At 57.2% G+C, this 16,383-nt stretch carries 18 protein-coding genes; 14 read left to right on the top strand and 4 right to left on the bottom strand.

The genetic code is table 11. The features are described from left to right. The first annotated feature begins 13 nt into the window (after nt 1-13). The 14 genes from thpR (at nt 14) to ES815_RS13685 (ending at nt 12,816) form a co-directional block, all read left to right on the top strand. Nucleotides 14-544: an RNA 2',3'-cyclic phosphodiesterase gene (thpR, locus tag ES815_RS13750; protein ID WP_142488279.1), complete on the top strand. Its 531-nt coding sequence runs from the start codon at nt 14-16 to the stop codon at nt 542-544. 12 nt (nt 545-556) lie between these two features. Next, nucleotides 557-1,261: a DNA/RNA nuclease SfsA gene (gene sfsA, locus ES815_RS13745; protein WP_142488278.1), complete on the top strand. Its 705-nt coding sequence runs from the start codon at nt 557-559 to the stop codon at nt 1,259-1,261. Nucleotides 1,262-1,438: 177 nt separating this feature from the next. Then, on the top strand, nt 1,439-1,894 hold the full coding sequence (gene dksA, locus ES815_RS13740) for an RNA polymerase-binding protein DksA (protein WP_012016093.1): 456 nt from the start codon (nt 1,439-1,441) through the stop codon (nt 1,892-1,894). Nucleotides 1,895-1,963: 69 nt separating this feature from the next. Further along, the gene (gene gluQRS, locus ES815_RS13735; RefSeq protein WP_409518834.1) at nt 1,964-2,854 is read left to right on the top strand and encodes a tRNA glutamyl-Q(34) synthetase GluQRS; all 891 of its coding nucleotides are present in this window, start codon (nt 1,964-1,966) and stop codon (nt 2,852-2,854) included. A gap of 53 nt (nt 2,855-2,907) precedes the next feature. Further along, nucleotides 2,908-4,305: a polynucleotide adenylyltransferase PcnB gene (pcnB, locus tag ES815_RS13730; RefSeq protein ID WP_221888537.1), complete on the top strand. Its 1,398-nt coding sequence runs from the start codon at nt 2,908-2,910 to the stop codon at nt 4,303-4,305. Beyond that, nucleotides 4,302-4,781 carry a 2-amino-4-hydroxy-6-hydroxymethyldihydropteridine diphosphokinase gene (folK, locus tag ES815_RS13725; RefSeq protein ID WP_142488275.1) on the top strand — a complete coding sequence of 160 codons (480 nt, stop codon included), beginning with the start codon at nt 4,302-4,304 and terminating at the stop codon, nt 4,779-4,781. The genes pcnB and folK overlap by 4 nt, the downstream gene beginning before the upstream one ends. A 122-nt stretch (nt 4,782-4,903) precedes the next feature. Next, entirely contained in the window at nt 4,904-5,695 is a 792-nt protein-coding gene (gene panB / locus ES815_RS13720; protein WP_142488274.1) for a 3-methyl-2-oxobutanoate hydroxymethyltransferase, read from the top strand. Nucleotides 5,696-5,706: 11 nt separating this feature from the next. Further along, the gene (panC, locus tag ES815_RS13715) at nt 5,707-6,561 is read left to right on the top strand and encodes a pantoate--beta-alanine ligase (RefSeq protein ID WP_142488273.1); all 855 of its coding nucleotides are present in this window, start codon (nt 5,707-5,709) and stop codon (nt 6,559-6,561) included. Nucleotides 6,562-6,645: 84 nt separating this feature from the next. Next, nucleotides 6,646-7,026: an aspartate 1-decarboxylase gene (gene panD, locus ES815_RS13710; RefSeq protein ID WP_032616579.1), complete on the top strand. Its 381-nt coding sequence runs from the start codon at nt 6,646-6,648 to the stop codon at nt 7,024-7,026. Between the two features lie 160 nt (nt 7,027-7,186). Beyond that, nucleotides 7,187-7,930: a fimbrial chaperone gene (locus ES815_RS13705; protein ID WP_260609622.1), complete on the top strand. Its 744-nt coding sequence runs from the start codon at nt 7,187-7,189 to the stop codon at nt 7,928-7,930. A 40-nt stretch (nt 7,931-7,970) separates the two neighbouring features. Beyond that, nucleotides 7,971-10,490 carry an outer membrane usher protein gene (locus tag ES815_RS13700; RefSeq protein WP_142488272.1) on the top strand — a complete coding sequence of 840 codons (2,520 nt, stop codon included), beginning with the start codon at nt 7,971-7,973 and terminating at the stop codon, nt 10,488-10,490. A 14-nt stretch (nt 10,491-10,504) separates the two neighbouring features. Then, nucleotides 10,505-11,086, top strand: a complete 582-nt coding sequence (locus tag ES815_RS13695) for a fimbrial protein (RefSeq protein WP_260609621.1) — start codon at nt 10,505-10,507, stop codon at nt 11,084-11,086. 23 nt (nt 11,087-11,109) lie between these two features. Beyond that, nucleotides 11,110-11,664, top strand: a complete 555-nt coding sequence (locus tag ES815_RS13690) for a fimbrial protein (RefSeq protein WP_142488271.1) — start codon at nt 11,110-11,112, stop codon at nt 11,662-11,664. A gap of 57 nt (nt 11,665-11,721) precedes the next feature. After that, nucleotides 11,722-12,816 carry a fimbrial protein gene (locus tag ES815_RS13685; protein ID WP_142488270.1) on the top strand — a complete coding sequence of 365 codons (1,095 nt, stop codon included), beginning with the start codon at nt 11,722-11,724 and terminating at the stop codon, nt 12,814-12,816. 2 nt (nt 12,817-12,818) lie between these two features. On the opposite strand, the gene ES815_RS13680 is transcribed toward ES815_RS13685, so the two are convergent. The 4 genes from ES815_RS13680 to ES815_RS13665 all read right to left on the bottom strand — a co-directional run bounded on the left by ES815_RS13680 (nt 12,819) and on the right by ES815_RS13665 (nt 16,368). Beyond that, nucleotides 12,819-14,066: a polysaccharide deacetylase family protein gene (locus tag ES815_RS13680; protein WP_185902333.1), complete on the bottom strand. Its 1,248-nt coding sequence runs from the start codon at nt 14,064-14,066 to the stop codon at nt 12,819-12,821. A 62-nt stretch (nt 14,067-14,128) separates the two neighbouring features. Further along, nucleotides 14,129-14,569 (bottom strand): PTS sugar transporter subunit IIA, encoded by a 441-nt coding sequence (locus tag ES815_RS13675; RefSeq protein WP_142488268.1) that lies wholly within the window; start codon nt 14,567-14,569, stop codon nt 14,129-14,131. A 105-nt stretch (nt 14,570-14,674) separates the two neighbouring features. Continuing rightward, nucleotides 14,675-15,445, bottom strand: a complete 771-nt coding sequence (locus tag ES815_RS13670) for an ABC transporter permease (RefSeq protein WP_032616576.1) — start codon at nt 15,443-15,445, stop codon at nt 14,675-14,677. Then, the gene (locus ES815_RS13665) at nt 15,442-16,368 is read right to left on the bottom strand and encodes an ABC transporter ATP-binding protein (RefSeq protein ID WP_106994272.1); all 927 of its coding nucleotides are present in this window, start codon (nt 16,366-16,368) and stop codon (nt 15,442-15,444) included. Before ES815_RS13665 ends, ES815_RS13670 begins: the two co-directional genes overlap by 4 nt. Between the last annotated feature and the right edge of the window lie 15 nt (nt 16,369-16,383).

The following is a 16,383-nucleotide window of genomic DNA, read 5'->3' as shown; positions in this document are numbered from 1 at the left end:
CCGAGTACCCCGTATGTCTGAGTCGAAAAGGCTGTTTTTTGCCATTGAAATGCCTGCCCCGATCCAGCGCCAGATCGTGCGCTGGCGCGCCGACCATTTTGCCCCGGAAGCGGGCCGCCCGGTGGCCGGGGCCAACCTGCACCTGACGCTGGCGTTTTTAGGCGATGTCAGCGATGAGAAACGTCAGGCGCTGGCGGCGATGGCCGGACGCATCTGCCAGCCGGGGTTTACCCTGACGCTGGACGATGCCGGACAGTGGCTGCGCTCGCGGGTCGTCTGGCTCGGCACCCGCCAGCCGCCCCGGGGATTATTGCAGCTGGCTAACATGCTGCGGGCCCAGGCGGCGCGTAGCGGCTGTTACCAGAGCCCACAGCCGTTTCATCCGCATATCACCCTGCTGCGCGATGCCAGCCACGCGGTGGCCATTCCGCCGCCGGGTTTTCAGTGGGCGTTTCCGGTGAATGAATTTGTGCTTTACGAGAGCCGTTTTGCCGGCGGGCGCACGCGCTATACGCCGCTCCAGCGCTGGCGGCTTACCGAATAACAAGGAATCTGTATGCAGTTTATCCCTGCCCTGCAACCCGCCACGCTCGTGCAACGCTACAAGCGTTTTCTGGCCGACGTGGTAACGCCGGAGGGCGTTGCCCTGACCCTGCACTGCCCGAATACCGGGGCGATGACCGGCTGCGCCACGCCCGGCGATACGGTGTGGTACTCCACCTCCGAAAATACCAAACGTAAATACCCCCATACCTGGGAAATAACCCAGACTGCCGACGGAGAATATATTTGCGTTAATACGCTGCGGGCAAACCAGTTGGTCAAAGAGGCGATTAGTCTGGATTTAATTCCAGAACTGCGCGGCTACAACGCCTTAAAAAGTGAAGTGAAATATGGTGCGGAAAACAGCAGAATCGACTTTATGTTGCAGGCAGAGGATCGACCCGAGTGCTATATTGAAGTGAAATCAGTGACGTTAGCTGACAGGGATTACGGCTACTTTCCGGATGCGGTCACGCTGCGAGGGCAGAAGCATCTTCGGGAGTTGATAAGTGTGGCGGCGGCAGGCAAGCGCGCCGTGCTGTTATTTGCGGTATTGCACAGCGCAATTGGACGATTTTCACCCGCCCGCCATATTGACCCTAAGTACGCGCAACTGTTGAATGAGGCACAAAAGCAGGGGGTGGAGGTTTTGGCTTATAAAGCGGAACTTTCTGCCGATAATATGACTCTGAGATCCGCTCTTCCCGTCACGTTATAAAAGGGGTTGAGTGTTGTTTATTAAGTGTTCTGGTCGTGTGCGCAAATACGCTTTTCCTCACAGGCTTGTCAAGTGTTACGTTTAGATAATTGCCATCCGGAAAAGCATCTGCTATTTATAGCGGCCTGATTTTTCCCCCAACACGGGGATCGATAGTGCGTGTTAAGGAGAAGCAACATGCAAGAAGGGCAAAACCGTAAAACATCGTCCCTGAGTATTCTCGCCATCGCTGGGGTGGAGCCGTATCAAGAGAAGCCGGGCGAAGAGTATATGAACGAAGCCCAGCTGTCGCACTTCAAGCGAATTCTTGAAGCATGGCGTAATCAACTCAGGGATGAAGTCGATCGCACCGTTACTCATATGCAGGACGAAGCTGCTAACTTCCCGGATCCGGTAGACCGTGCCGCCCAGGAAGAAGAGTTCAGCCTTGAACTGCGTAACCGTGACCGCGAACGCAAACTGATTAAGAAGATTGAGAAGACGCTGAAAAAAGTCGAAGACGAAGATTTCGGCTTCTGCGAATCCTGCGGTGTCGAAATCGGTATTCGTCGTCTGGAAGCCCGTCCAACAGCCGACCTGTGCATCGACTGCAAAACGCTGGCAGAAATCCGCGAAAAACAGATGGCCGGTTAATCCCGACCCTGTCGTAACGCTATCACAGGCGGGAGTCTTCTCCCGCCTGATTACTTTCTGCGCTGTGTAATTATGCCTGTTGACTACATTGGGCGCTTCGCGCCATCCCCCTCTGGCGAACTGCATTTTGGCTCGCTCATTGCCGCCCTTGGCAGCTATCTGCAAGCCCGTGCCCGTCAGGGTATCTGGCGCGTGCGTATCGAAGATATTGACCCCCCGCGTGAAGTTCCCGGTGCAGCAGCGACCATTCTGCGTCAGCTGGAACATTACGGCCTGCACTGGGACGGCGAGGTGCTGTGGCAGTCCCAACGTCACGATGCCTATCGCGAACGTCTGGCCTGGCTCCACGCCCAGGGACTCTCTTACTACTGCACCTGCACCCGCGCGCGCATTCAGAGCGTCGGCGGGGTCTATGACGGCCATTGCCGCACGCTGCATCACGGCCCGGAAAACGCTGCGGTACGCGTGGTGCAACAGCATCCGGTCACCCGGTTTACCGATCGGTTGCAAGGCGAACTCCATGCCGATCCACGGCTGGCGGACGAGGATTTTATTATCCATCGCCGGGACGGGCTGTTTGCTTACAATCTGGCGGTCGTGGTGGACGATCATTTCCAGGGGGTAAACGAAATTGTCCGCGGGGCCGATCTGATCGAACCTACCGTGCGGCAGATTTCGCTCTACCAGCTGTTTGGCTGGCCGGTACCGGACTATATCCATTTGCCGCTGGTGGTGAATGAAAAAGGGATAAAACTCTCGAAACAGAATCATGCCCCGGCATTACCGACAGGCGATCCTCGCCCTGTTCTTATCAATGCTTTACAATTTCTAAACCAGGATGTAACACATGAGTGGCAGGATCTGCGAACCGAAGAATTACTGGAAAAAGCGGTGGCCCAGTGGTCGCTAAACCGCGTGCCGAAAATCCAGCATTCTCAAATGCGTCTCGCTGAGCTATGATTAGCCGCTATTTTTTGTCCTGAATTCTGAAACACACACTACCGAGGTGTATTATTTTTACCCGAGTCGCTAATTTTTGCCGTAAGGTGCTGAGCCGCGATGAGAGCATGGCGGATGACGTCATTGTTCAAAATACGATGTCGGTTATTCCGCGCGAGCAGCATGCTATTTCCCGCAAAGATATCAGTGAAAACGCCCTGAAGGTCCTTTATCGCCTGAATAAAGCCGGCTATGAGGCGTATCTCGTTGGTGGCGGGGTGCGTGACTTACTGTTGGGCAAAAAGCCAAAAGATTTTGACGTGACCACCAGCGCCACGCCTGAGCAGGTGCGTAAATTATTCCGCAACTGCCGCCTGGTCGGTCGTCGCTTCCGTCTCGCCCACGTCATGTTTGGGCCTGAGATCATCGAAGTGGCAACCTTCCGTGGTCATCACGAAGGCACGCCATCAGACCGTACGACCTCTCAACAGGGTCAGAACGGCATGCTGCTGCGTGACAACATCTTTGGCTCTATCGAAGAAGATGCCCAACGTCGCGATTTCACCATTAACAGCCTCTATTACAGCGTGGCTGACTTTACCGTCCGCGATTTCGTGGGTGGGGTACCGGACCTTAAAGCCGGTGTGATCCGCCTGATCGGCAACCCGGAAACGCGCTACCGTGAAGATCCGGTGCGTATGCTGCGCGCCGTGCGCTTTGCCGCCAAGCTGGATATGCAGATCAGTCCCGAGACCGCCGAGCCGATCCCGCGCCTGGCGACGCTGATCAACGATGTGCCGCCGGCGCGTCTGTTTGAAGAGGCGCTGAAGCTGCTGCAGGCGGGCCACGGTTTTGCTACCTATCAGCTGCTGCGTGAATACAGCCTGTTCCAGCCCCTGTTCCCGACCATCACGCGTAACTTCACCGAAAAAGGTGACAGCGCGATGGAACGCATCATCGATCAGGTGCTGAAGAATACCGATAACCGCATTCAGAACGATATGCGCGTTAACCCGGCGTTCCTGTTTGCCGCGATGTTCTGGTATCCGCTGCTGGAAACGGCGCAGAAGATTGCCCAGGAAAGCGGCCTTGCCTATTACGATGCCTTCGCCTTAGCCGCCAATGACGTGCTGGATGAAGCCTGCCGCTCGCTGGCGATCCCGAAACGCATTACCACGCTGGTGCGTGATATCTGGCAGCTTCAGCTGCGGATGTCCCGTCGTCAGGGTAAACGCGCCTGGAAGTTAATGGAGCATCCAAAATTCCGTGCGGCTTACGATCTGATGGCCCTGCGTGCCGAAGCGGAAAACAACCGCGAGCTGCAGCTTCTGGTGCAGTGGTGGGGTGAGTTCCAGGTTTCTGCACCGCCGGCGCAGAAAGACATGCTGGGCGATCTGGACGAAGAGCCGGCACCGCGTCGTCGTCACCGTCGTCCACGCAAGCGCGCCCCGCGTCGCGAAGGCGCGGCATGACGCTGGCGTATATCGCCATCGGCAGCAACCTGGCTTCTCCGCTGGAGCAGGTCAATGCTGCCGTCCAGGCGCTGGGCGACATCCCGCAGGCCCGCGTTGTCGCCCTCTCCTCGTTTTACCGCACGCCTCCGCTGGGCCCCCAGGATCAACCCGACTACCTGAATGCTGCTATCGCGCTCGACACGGCGCTCAACGCCGAGGCGCTGCTGGACAACACTCAGCGCATCGAGTTGCAGCAGGGTCGCGTGCGCAAAGAAGAGCGCTGGGGACCGCGCACCCTCGACCTGGACATCATGCTGTTTGGTGATGCGGTGATTAACACCGAGCGCCTGACGGTGCCGCATTACGACATGAAGCGCCGCGGCTTTATGCTCTGGCCGCTGTTCGAAATTGCCCCTGACCTGATCTTCCCCGATGGCAAAAGCCTGAGCGCCCTGCTGGCGCAGCTTAACGCCGAAAAACCTGCCCGCTGGTAACAGCAAAATTTTATTGATTAACCACAAAATATTTGTGGTTAATCGGTTGCCTAAAATCATTGTTCCCTCGAATGTTACTGTTAGAATGCGCAAAGATTCGCTTTGGGCTATCAGGAAACAGTATGAAACCAACCACCATCGCCACCTTGCAGAAATGCAAACAGGACAAGCAGCGCTTCGCCACTATTACGGCCTATGACTACAGCTTCGCCAAACTCTTTGCCGAAGAGGGTATTAACGTCATGCTGGTGGGCGACTCGTTAGGGATGACGGTCCAGGGACATGACTCCACTCTGCCGGTGACGGTAGAGGATATTGCTTACCACACCCGGGCGGTGCGGCGCGGCGCGCCTGCCTGCCTGCTGCTCGCCGATCTGCCGTTTATGGCTTACGCCACGCCGGAACAGGCGTTTGAGAATGCCGCCACGGTGATGCGGGCCGGGGCCAACATGGTCAAAGTGGAAGGCGGCGCCTGGCTGGTCGACACCGTACGCATGCTCACCGAGCGCGCGGTGCCGGTCTGCGGCCATCTGGGATTAACCCCGCAGTCGGTCAATATCTTTGGCGGTTATAAGGTGCAGGGGCGCGGTGACGCCGCCCAGACGCTGTTTGATGATGCGCGGGCTTTAGAAGCCGCGGGCGCGCAGCTGCTGGTGCTGGAGTGTGTGCCTGTCGCGCTGGCGAAACGTATCACCGAGGCCCTCTCCATTCCGGTGATCGGCATTGGGGCCGGTAACGTCACCGACGGCCAGATCCTGGTGATGCACGATGCGTTTGGGATCACCGGTGGGCATATCCCGAAATTTGCGAAGAATTTCCTTAGCGACGCAGGCGACATGCGCGGCGCGGTCAGGCAGTATATTGCCGACGTTGAATCGGGTGTTTACCCGGGTGAAGAACACAGTTTCCAGTAAGGAGTCTTGTTGTGCTAATCATTGAAACCCTGCCGCTGCTGCGCCAGCACATCCGCCGCTTGCGCCAGGAAGGTAAACGTATCGCGCTGGTGCCCACCATGGGCAACCTGCATGAGGGCCATATGAAGCTGGTGGACGAAGCCAAAGCCCGCGCCGATGTGGTGGTGGTGAGTATTTTCGTTAACCCGATGCAGTTCGACCGTGCTGACGACCTGGCGCGCTACCCGCGTACGCTGCAGGAAGACTGCGAGAAGCTGAAAAAGCACCAGGTGGATTTCGTCTTCTCCCCTGCCCCGAATGATGTCTATCCGAAAGGCACGGAAGAGACGACCTTTGTCGACGTGCCGGGCATCTCCACCATGCTGGAAGGGGCCAGCCGTCCGGGTCATTTCCGCGGCGTCTCCACCATCGTCAGCAAGCTGTTTAACCTGGTGCAGCCGGATATCGCCTGCTTCGGTGAGAAAGACTTCCAGCAGCTGGCGCTGATCCGCAAAATGGTGGCCGACATGGGCTACGACATCGATATCGTTGGCGTGCCGATCGTGCGGGCCAAAGACGGCCTGGCGCTGAGCTCGCGCAACGGCTACCTCACCGCCGACCAGCGTAAAATCGCCCCGGGTCTGTATAAGGTGATGAGCACCATGGCGACCCAGCTGAAAAACAAAGAACTGAGCAGCGAAGAGATCGTGGCCCTGGCGGAACAGGCGTTGAACGATAAGGGATTGCGTGCTGACGATGTGCAGATCCGCGATGCCGACACCCTGCTGGCGCTCTCCACTGACAGCAAGCGGGCAGTGATCCTGGTCGCCGCATGGCTCGGCCAGGCGCGACTTATCGATAACACAGTAGTTGAACTGGCTCAGTAAGTACTGAGCATATCCATGCTAACGGATTAGTTTTCTTCAGCCCCTTCTTCGGGAGGGGATACGACAAAGAGTTAAGGTAACGTCATGATTCGCAAAATGCTGCAAGGTAAGCTTCACCGTGTGAAGGTCACGCAGGCCGATCTGCATTATGAAGGCTCCTGCGCGATCGATCAGGATTTTCTCGACGCAGCGGGTATTCTTGAAAACGAAGCCATTGATATCTGGAACGTGAGTAACGGCAATCGTTTCTCAACCTATGCTATCGCGGCTGAACGCGGTTCTAAAATTATCTCCGTCAACGGTGCGGCAGCGCACTGTGCCAACGTGGGTGATATCGTCATCATCGCCAGCTTTGTCATGATGTCCGATGAAGAAGCGCGCCGCTGGCAGCCTAAAGTCGCCTACTTTGAAGGTGACAACGACATGAAACGTACCGCGAAGGCGATTCCGGTTCAGGTCGCCTGATGCTAACGCCCGGAATTGCCTGAACATCAGGCAATTCCACTTTTTTTCCCTCTTTTTTTACTCGCGTTATTCCTCTTCTCTCCCTCGCGGCTGCCTTACTATTTTCCCCATTCACACACCTCTCTTAATGCAATGCCGTTGATTACCGCCGGGAGCCCTCATGCCACTGTTTATTTCCCCGTTCAGCAAAAGCGTATGCGCCCTGACGTTAGCTATCGCCGCCTGCACCTCCTGGCAGGCCAGCGCGGATATTGTGATTTCCGGCACCCGGATTATTTACCCGCAGGTGGCGAAAGACGTCACCGTCAATCTGCAAAACCGGGGCGATAAGCCGCTGCTGGTGCAGTCCTGGCTTGATGATGGCCGCGATACGGTCGATCCCCAGCAAATTAAGTTGCCGTTTATTATTACCCCACCGGTCAGTCGCGTGGATCCACAGCAGGGGCAGGCCATCCGCATTACCTGGCTCGGCCAGACCATGCCAAAAGACCGGGAATCCCTGCTGTGGTTTAACGTCCTCGAAGTCCCGCCGAAAGCGAAAAATGACGGCGATCGGAGCCGCTTACAGCTGGCTTTCCGCACGCGCATCAAGCTCTTCTTCCGCCCCGACGGGCTGGCGGGCTCCCCTGCTGACGCCCTCAAGCAGCTGAGCTGGCAGATGAAGCGCGAAGCGAAGGGTCAGTATCTGGTCGCCAGCAATAACACGCCGTGGAATATCTCGCTGGCCAGCGCCAGCTTCGCCGCAGCAGGCAAAAACCTGGCGGTGGAGAGCCACTCCATCAAACCCTTCTCCCGCGAAGAGATGAAGATCGGCGGCGCGACGACGGCCACTTCCGGCACGGTGAAATGGGTGGCGATTAATGATTTCGGCGGCACGGAAGAACATCAGTCAGCCGTGAATTAATTCCTGCTTATCCCCACCTCAGGATACGGACATCCTTGATATGAACAGGCGTTTCTCCTTTATCTGCTTATCGATTTGTACGGCGATCTCCGTCAGCGCGCAGGCCCGGGATGATGTCGAATTTAACGAGCAGTTTCTGTTTAATACCGGCAGCAAAATCGACGTAAGCCGCTATTCCCGGGGCAACCCGGTGATGCCCGGAGAGTATCGCACCGCAATCCGCGTCAACGGCGTGGCGAAAATGACCACCGCCGTGGTGTTTAACGATAACGGCACCCCGCAGGCCAGCCCCTGCCTGACCTTGCCGCTGCTGAAACAGCTGGATCTACAGACCGCGCAGCTGACAGACGATGGCAGGTGTGTGGATATGGCGAAAGCGTATCCCGGCTCCTCGGTGGCGTTCGATACGGCGACCCAGTCCCTTGATCTTACGATTGCGCAGGTCGACCTGGTCAGGCGCCCGCCGGGCTACGTTGACGCTTCGCGCTGGGATGCAGGTATTCCCGTCGGCCTGCTGGCATACGATCTCAACGCCTGGCACAGCCAGAATCCACAGTCAACGCAGGATACGGCCTACGCGGGGCTCCGCTACGGCTTTAACCTCGGCGCATGGCGGTTCCGTTCCCGCGGCAATGCCAACTGGGACAGGGAAACCGGCTCGCGCTATGTCCAGCAGGATATCTACCTGCAGCGGGATATCATCCCCCTGAAAGCCCAGATGCTGGTGGGGGACTCTTATACCCGGGGCGATGCTTTTGATTCCGTCTCCCTGCGAGGGGTGCGTCTCTACAACGATGACCGGATGCTGCCCAACGGCTTATCCAGCTATGCCCCGACGATCCGCGGCGTAGCCAACAGCAACGCCAAAGTCACGGTAACGCAAAGCGGGAATACCATCTACCAGACCACGGTACCGCCCGGTGCCTTCGAGATTAACGATCTCAACACCACCGGGTACGGTAACGATCTGAACGTCACCATCACCGAGGCGGACGGCAGCCAGCACGCCTTTTCGGTGCCCTATTCGTCGGTGGCGCAGATGTTGCGCCCGGGATTTGCCCGCTGGGATACCGGCGCAGGGCAGTTGAAGGACGATACCCTGCATGACAAGCCGCAGCTGGCCTATGGCGATATCTATTACGGGCTCAACAATACCTTCACCGGTTACACCGGGGCGCAGTATCTGGACGTAGGCTTTTATGCCCTCCTCGCCGGGCTGGCAATGAATACCCGCATGGGGGCGTATGCTCTGGATATCACCCGGTCCCGGGCGCAGATCGCTGACCTGCCCGCCATGGAGGGGGAACGGTATCGTCTGTCGTATAACAAAACGGTAAGTGAAACCCAGACCTCCCTTAACCTCTCCGCCAGCCGGTATGCCAGTGAAAAATATCTGAGCCTGTACGATGCCGCCGAACTGCATGAACGAATGACCTATCGGGACGAGCGCGAAGACATCCACGCCCTGCAACGCATGAAGAACCAGCTCCAGGTCAACATTAACCAACCCCTGAAAACCCGGACCACCGATCTCGGTTCGCTGTACGTCAACGGCAGCTGGCAAAGCTACTGGAACGCCAGCGGCACGACCTCCAGCTATTCGATGGGCTACAGCAATACGTTTCGCTACGGCAGTTACACCGTTTCGCTGCAGCGCACCTATGACGACACCGGCAGGCAGGACGACAGCCTCTACCTGAGCGTCAGCCTGCCGTTTGATTCGCTGCCGGGCAGTCATCATCGCCCGGGGGGCTTTTCCAGCCTGAATATCGGGATGAATTCCGACTTCAAAGGCAGCAATGGTCTCAATATGACCGCCAACGGCAGCTCTGCTGACAACCGTCTGAGCTATAGCGTCACCACCACTGCTAACCAGAGCCCGGACAGCAACCTGAGCCAGATCAGTACCTACGGCAGCTACAACAGCGCCTGGGGCCCGCTTGGCATCTCCGCATCAACCAGCAGCGATCGCAGCCAGCAGTACTCCGCCACCTACAGCGGCGGCATGCTGCTCCACGCCGGGGGCCTGACCTTAACGCCGGGCAGCCCGGGAGAGGCCGACGCGCTGGCGCTGGTGAAAGCCAGTGGCGCGACGGGCGCGAGGTTGACCAACGGCAACGCTGAGATTGGAACGTCTGGCTATGCCGTGCTGCCGTATCTCTCGGCGTACAAAGAGAACCGCATCACTCTCGACACCAGCACGCTGACGGCTGACGTTGAAGTGAAAAACAACAGCACGGTGGCAATTCCGCGCAGCGGCGCCGTCGTGATGGTTGATTTTGCCACCAACCAGGGACGTTCGGCGGTGCTGGAGTTACAGCGTGATGACCTGGGGTTTATTCCCCTCGGGGCTGACGTTTTTAATCAAAAAGGAGAAGAAATTGGCACAGTCGGACAGGCTGGCCAGGCCTATGTCAGAGGTATCGAAAAGAGTGGAACGCTGCGCGTGGTATGGGGCGCAGGCAAAGAAAGCACCTGTACCGTGCGTTATCGAATGGATTCTGGCGCTCAGAAGGTGGGACTGACCACGATTTTGAACAACCAGATATGTCACCTATAGATGGAACAAACATCATGACTATCTTTTTAAACAAACTCCCCCGGCAGGCAATGTGCTCTGCCGCCCTGCTCCTTATCTGCAGCAGCTACGCTCAGGCGGCGGATAACCTGGATGTCACTTTTAGCGCGAATATTCGCGAAACCACCTGCGATATCAAAATTGATGGCGGTACCGGAGATGGCACCAGCAATACCATCACGCTGGGTACCGACGGCAAAGCCCGGGTCGACGATATTGCCAACGGGGCGGTGAAATTTCCTTTCAAGCTGGTGATCACAGAATGCCCGTCCAGCCTGACCGCGCTGAAAACCGTGGTCAGCGGCACGGCGTCGGATGTCAAAACCGCGCTGGACAACAGCGTTACGGTGCCTGAAGGCGGAGCGAGTAACGTAGCCCTCACCATTTCCCGCGCCGACGCCCCTGAAGCGCCGTTTGAAATTAACGCTACCGATGACAGTAAACGCCTGGTCTGGACAAGCAGTGAAATCAACAGCAAGGAAGTTGACCTGCTGGCTACGCTGATCGAAACCAAAACTGACGGCGCCATGACCGGACAGTTCTCGACGCTGGCGACCTTTAATTTTACCTATGAATAACCCTGCAGAGTAAGGAAACAAGGATGAAAAACAACACTGCAATTCTCGCGTTGGTCCTCGCTGGTGGGTTATTTTCCGCCTTTTCCAACGCGGCGATAACCGGCACCAGCTCGCTGAGCGCCACCTTTGTCTCCACCGTTGTACCGGGAACCTGTACGGCAAACGTGACGGATGCCGCGGGTGCAGAGGCAACGGAGATTAAATTTAACGACGTATTTAAATCCGATCTGATTAACAAGAGCCGTACTGAAGCCTTCAACGTTGTTCTGAGCAATTGTTCGGGAGTGCGTACCGCACAGGTCACGGCGATGGCAGGTGCTGGCAGCGACTGCTCGACCTCCACCAGCGATAACTTTGGCGCAACCCATTCCACGGCATTCGAGCTCTGGAATGGCGACGTGGATAACGGCATTCGTCTGAGCTGTAAAACCCGACAGTTACAAAAGGTGGTGATTGCCGACGGCGGCGCCAGTCTGGCGATGAATGCCCGTATCGTGATTGCCGATGACAAAACCATCGACGATGTGACGCCCGGCGATGCCTCATCGCTGATCACCTTCCTGGTGGAATACCAGTAAATCTGTGCGCAGGGCAAATCTGCCCTGCGCCCTGCCGTAAGAAAAAGAGAGATCGGTGTGAGAGCCTTGCTTATTTTACTCGCCGGGTTGTTCGTCCTGCTGTTGACCCGTCCGGCGCTGGCTGACATGAGTTGCTACATCAATGAAGACGCGGCGGGGGCTTACGCAGTGGGCAACTCACCGCTTATGGTGCTGGAGCCGGGCAGAGTCACTACACCAACCCGTCTGAACGCTACCTACACCTTTGTTATCCCCTTCAGGGGGGGGAATCCGCTGGGGTGTAAAACGCTTGAGCCCTGGGACAACGCGGTGCATTTCATTACCGACGCCGGCGCCAGCCTGGACACCCGCTACACCACGCCTGAAGGCTATGCCCTGATCAAGACGACCATTCCGGGGATCGATTTTACCCTCGAGCTGACCTGCTATACCGCCGACGGCTGTGGCAACAGCGGCGATCATCCCGACCTGTCGCTGTTTCTGAAAGGCGGCAACGGTTCGGAAGATGTTTTCCCCTCCATCAGCAGCGGGTACCCGTGGGAAAGCGCCGATGCCCAGTGGCGGCTGAAGATGACGATGTGGGTAACGCCTGATTTCCGGCCGCAAAAGGGCGTACCGAACGGATTTTCCCTGAACGGTACGCTGGCACGTTTTCAGATTGGGGGAACCACCCAGCCGGTCATCACCTTTGTGGCCTCATCCAGCACCCTGAATTTCACCGTTCCAGCCAGTAGTTGTGCATTAGGCGTGGCGCAGGGCAGCAACGTCAGCAATAACAACGTGGCGCTCGGGGACTATTTTTTAAGCGACGTGAAGCAGGAGATGACGCGAGAAATTCCGTTCTCACTGACGCTCGAGAACTGCTATACCGCGAAGCTGTCGGTGAAGATGACTACCGCGTATCTCTCTGCCGACAATGAACTGCTGGGAAAAAGCAGCGGCAGCGCCAGCGGGATGGGGGTAAAGGTGACCAATACCGATAAAAACCTCAGCATGATGCCGGACGGTTCAAACAGCGCTGTCTACGATCGCAGCAATGACTGGTCAGCCCAGGAGAACCTCAACTTTTCGGCGCAGCTGAAAAAGGATGGTCAGACGCTCAAAGCGGGCGACTTTAACGCCGCCGCCACCTTTACACTCGATTATGAGTAGCCCTACCCCCGCGGCTGGTTGCTGATCAGCCGCGACATCCTCTCCAGCGAATCGGTGCGCAGGATATAGAGACGTTTTAACAGAAACGGATTATCCCCCGGCTTCACTTTGCCCTGCACCGTGGTCACTGCCAGGTGAAAACCGGCGTCGTTGGCCGCTTTTACCGCGATGTCGTTATAGCCGCCGAACGGATAAGAGAGATACAACACGTGCGGATTAAACTGCGCCAGCGCCCGGCGGGAGTGTTTAAAATCCATCAACACGTTGTGGTAGCTGCGGCTCAGCAGGATTGGATGGCGGTTGTTATCCACCCGATGCAGGAAATGGGTGTGCGACTGCACGTCAAAGACATCCTGGATCTCACGCAGCTCGGAAATGCTCATAAACTGCAGCGTCTTCGGATCCCATTTCAGCGGGTGGGCTTTGATCCGCGAGGAGATAATGAACGCCGTGGCGTGAAAACCGTACTGCTTCAGGATCGGCCAGGCGTAGCGGCTGACTGACTTCAGGCCGTCGTCAAAGGTGATGACCACCGCGCGCGCCGGCAGGTTCATCTTGTTGCGTACATAGCCCTCCAGCTGGTACATCGTCAGCGTGGTATAACCCTGATCGCGTAGCCAGGCCATCTGGTTATTGAAGGCGCGCACGCTGGTGGTGGTGGAGGTATGCCGATAGCGGGTGTTCTCTTCGTCCCGCAGGATATGGTGATAGGTCAGCACCGGCAGGCCATTATCCTCCTGCGCGTCCAGGCTACTGACCCAGGCCAGGCGGTTGGCGATACGGATCTGGTACCAGGTCTGATTAAGTCGATCCTTTAGCTTGCTGAGGATCGGATAGCGCAGATTGTCTGTCAGGGTGCCGAACGGGGCGCTGCCGGCATTGGGGGCATTGTAGACCGGCGTATCCTTCCAGGTGATCAGGTTCTGGTTGCTGAGCGGCTTGTTCAGATCGCCGAGGCTGTCCTCCACGCGCTGCTTTCCCTGCACCTCGCCCAGATGCTCTTTGTCGATAAAGCCGGTGCCAAAGCCAAAGCGAAACTCATAGTAATCCGCCGCGGTGGGCACCACTGCAATAATCTGCCCGGCGCGCACGTTGCCGACGGTCACGACTTTGTTACCCACCTGCGCCCAGATGGCGGCATCTTCGGTGGTTTGCATATAGCGAGGCGGGAGCCCTTGCTGGCTGAGCAGACTGGCAGACACGCCGCCGGAGACCAGCAGCAGAAGCAGGAAAAAAATACGCGAGAGCATAGGGATTTATTCAGTACGAAAAACGGACGCCATTGTAACAAAAGCGCCAGCAATACCAATGCTTAATATTTCTCCGGGCTATGGAGCAGGACAAAGGGCGGGTTTTTCTGCTGCTGATGCCACAGGCTGCTGACCTGCGGCGCGCCACGGGCAACGATGGTGTCGCGAAAGCCGATGCTGTCGGTCATCTCCCGCAGAGGATACATCATCTCCAGCAATGGATAGCTGATGCCGGAGATCACCTCGCAGTTGTCGTGCTTGTGGCTAAGCAGTGCCGCCGCACGATAGGGCGCCGCGCTGGAGATGTCGGTCAGAAAGATTACCCCGTCTCCGCTGTCGACATGATGCTGGGCATCGCACAGCATGCGGCTGAGCATATTGACGCTTAATCCGCGCCAGAAATTAACCACCTGGCACTGCACCAGCGGCCCAAACCGGACGGCGAGCTTCTCCGCCATCTCCTGCGCATGTTCATCATGGCACGTGATCACCCAACCCAGCATCGTCACCTCTCCTCAGAAAGGGGTAGTCTAGCGGGGATAGGGGAATGAGGGGGTGATGGTGGTCAATAAACCGGCCCGGCAGCAGGACGCCGCCGGGCCTGAGGATCAGCTGCGCAGTCCGCGTCCGCGCTGGATGAGGTTCCAGCACAGCAGGTAGAAGGCAACGATGAAGATCACCAGCACGCCGACGGTGGTTGCCAGCGGCACGTCGGAAATGCCGAGGAAGCCAAAGCGGAAGCCGCTGATCATATAGACGATCGGGTTCAGGTGTGACAGCCCCTGCCAGAACGGCGGCAGCAGCGTCAGGGAGTAGAACACCCCGCCGAGGTAGGTCAGCGGCGTCAGAACGAAGGTCGGGATCAGGCTGATATCGTCAAAGGTTTTGGCGAATACCGCATTCAGCAGACCGGCCAGCGAGAACAGGACCGCCGTCAGCAGCAGCGTCAGGCCGACAAACAGCCAGGAGTGCACCTGGAACGGCACGAAGAACAGAGAAATGGCCGTTACCAGCACGCCGACGCACAGGCCGCGCGCCACGCCACCGCCGACGTAGCCGGCAATGATAACGTGGGTGGGCACCGGGGCCACCAGCAGCTCTTCAATGTTGCGCTGGAACTTGGCGCTGAAGAACGACGACGCCACGTTGGCATAGGCGTTGGTGATCACCGCCATCATAATCAGGCCAGGCACGATAAACTGCATATAGGTGAAGCCGTGCATCTCACCGATCCGCGAGCCAATCAGGTTGCCGAAGATAATAAAGTAGAGGGTCATGGTGATCACCGGCGGCACCAGGGTCTGGATCCAGATGCGCATGAAGCGGTTGATCTCTTTGGCCCAGATACTTTTCAGCGCCACCCAGTAAAGCTGCATCATGCGCGATCTCCTTGTTTCTCATGGACCAGGGAGACGAACAGCTCTTCCAGTCGGTTTGCTTTATTACGCATACTTAATACCTGAATCCCCTGCTGGCTCAGCTGGCTGAAGACGCTGTTGATCCCCTGCTCGCGCAGGACTTCCACTTCCAGCGTTGAGGTATCCACCAGACGGTACTGATAACCTTCCAGCTTCGGCAGCGCGCTTTTCGCCGCCAGATCGAGGATGAAGGTTTCGGATTTCAGCTTGGAGAGCAGGCTCTTCATTGAGGTGTTCTCCACCAGCTCGCCGTGCTGAATGATGCCGATATTACGGCACAGCATCTCCGCCTCTTCCAGATAGTGAGTGGTCAGAATAATGGTGGTGCCTTTGTCGTTTAAATCCTTCAAAAAGCCCCACATCGAGCGGCGAAGTTCGATATCCACCCCGGCGGTGGGTTCATCCAGAATCAGCAGTTTTGGTTCGTGCATTAACGCCCGGGCAATCATCAAACGACGCTTCATCCCGCCGGACAACATCCGCGCACGTTCGTTGCGTTTTTCCCACAGATCGAGCTGCTTAAGATATTTTTCGCTGCGCTCAACCGCCTCTTTACGCTCCACGCCGTAGTAGCCCGCCTGGTTGACCACAATCTGCTGCACGGTCTCAAACGGGTTGAAGTTAAACTCCTGCGGCACCAGCCCCAGCTGGCGTTTGGCGTTCACCACGTCCTTTTCCAGGTCGTAGCCGAAGACTTTTACATGGCCGGAGGATTTATTCACCAGCGAGCTGATAATCCCGATGGTGGTGGACTTACCTGCCCCGTTGGGCCCCAGAAGCGCATAAAAATCACCGGCTTCGACTTTAAGATCTATGCCGCGCAGTGCCTGGACACCACCCGGATAGGTTTTTTTAAGCTGCTCGAGCTCCAGTGCAATGGTCATGAAATAGAGTTACCT

It is taken from the genome of Leclercia adecarboxylata (assembly GCF_006874705.1).
GTDB lineage: Bacteria > Pseudomonadota > Gammaproteobacteria > Enterobacterales > Enterobacteriaceae > Enterobacter > Enterobacter adecarboxylatus_C.
The sequence above is the reverse complement of the archived record's forward strand: the minus strand, read 5'-3'. Positions and strand labels throughout refer to the sequence as shown.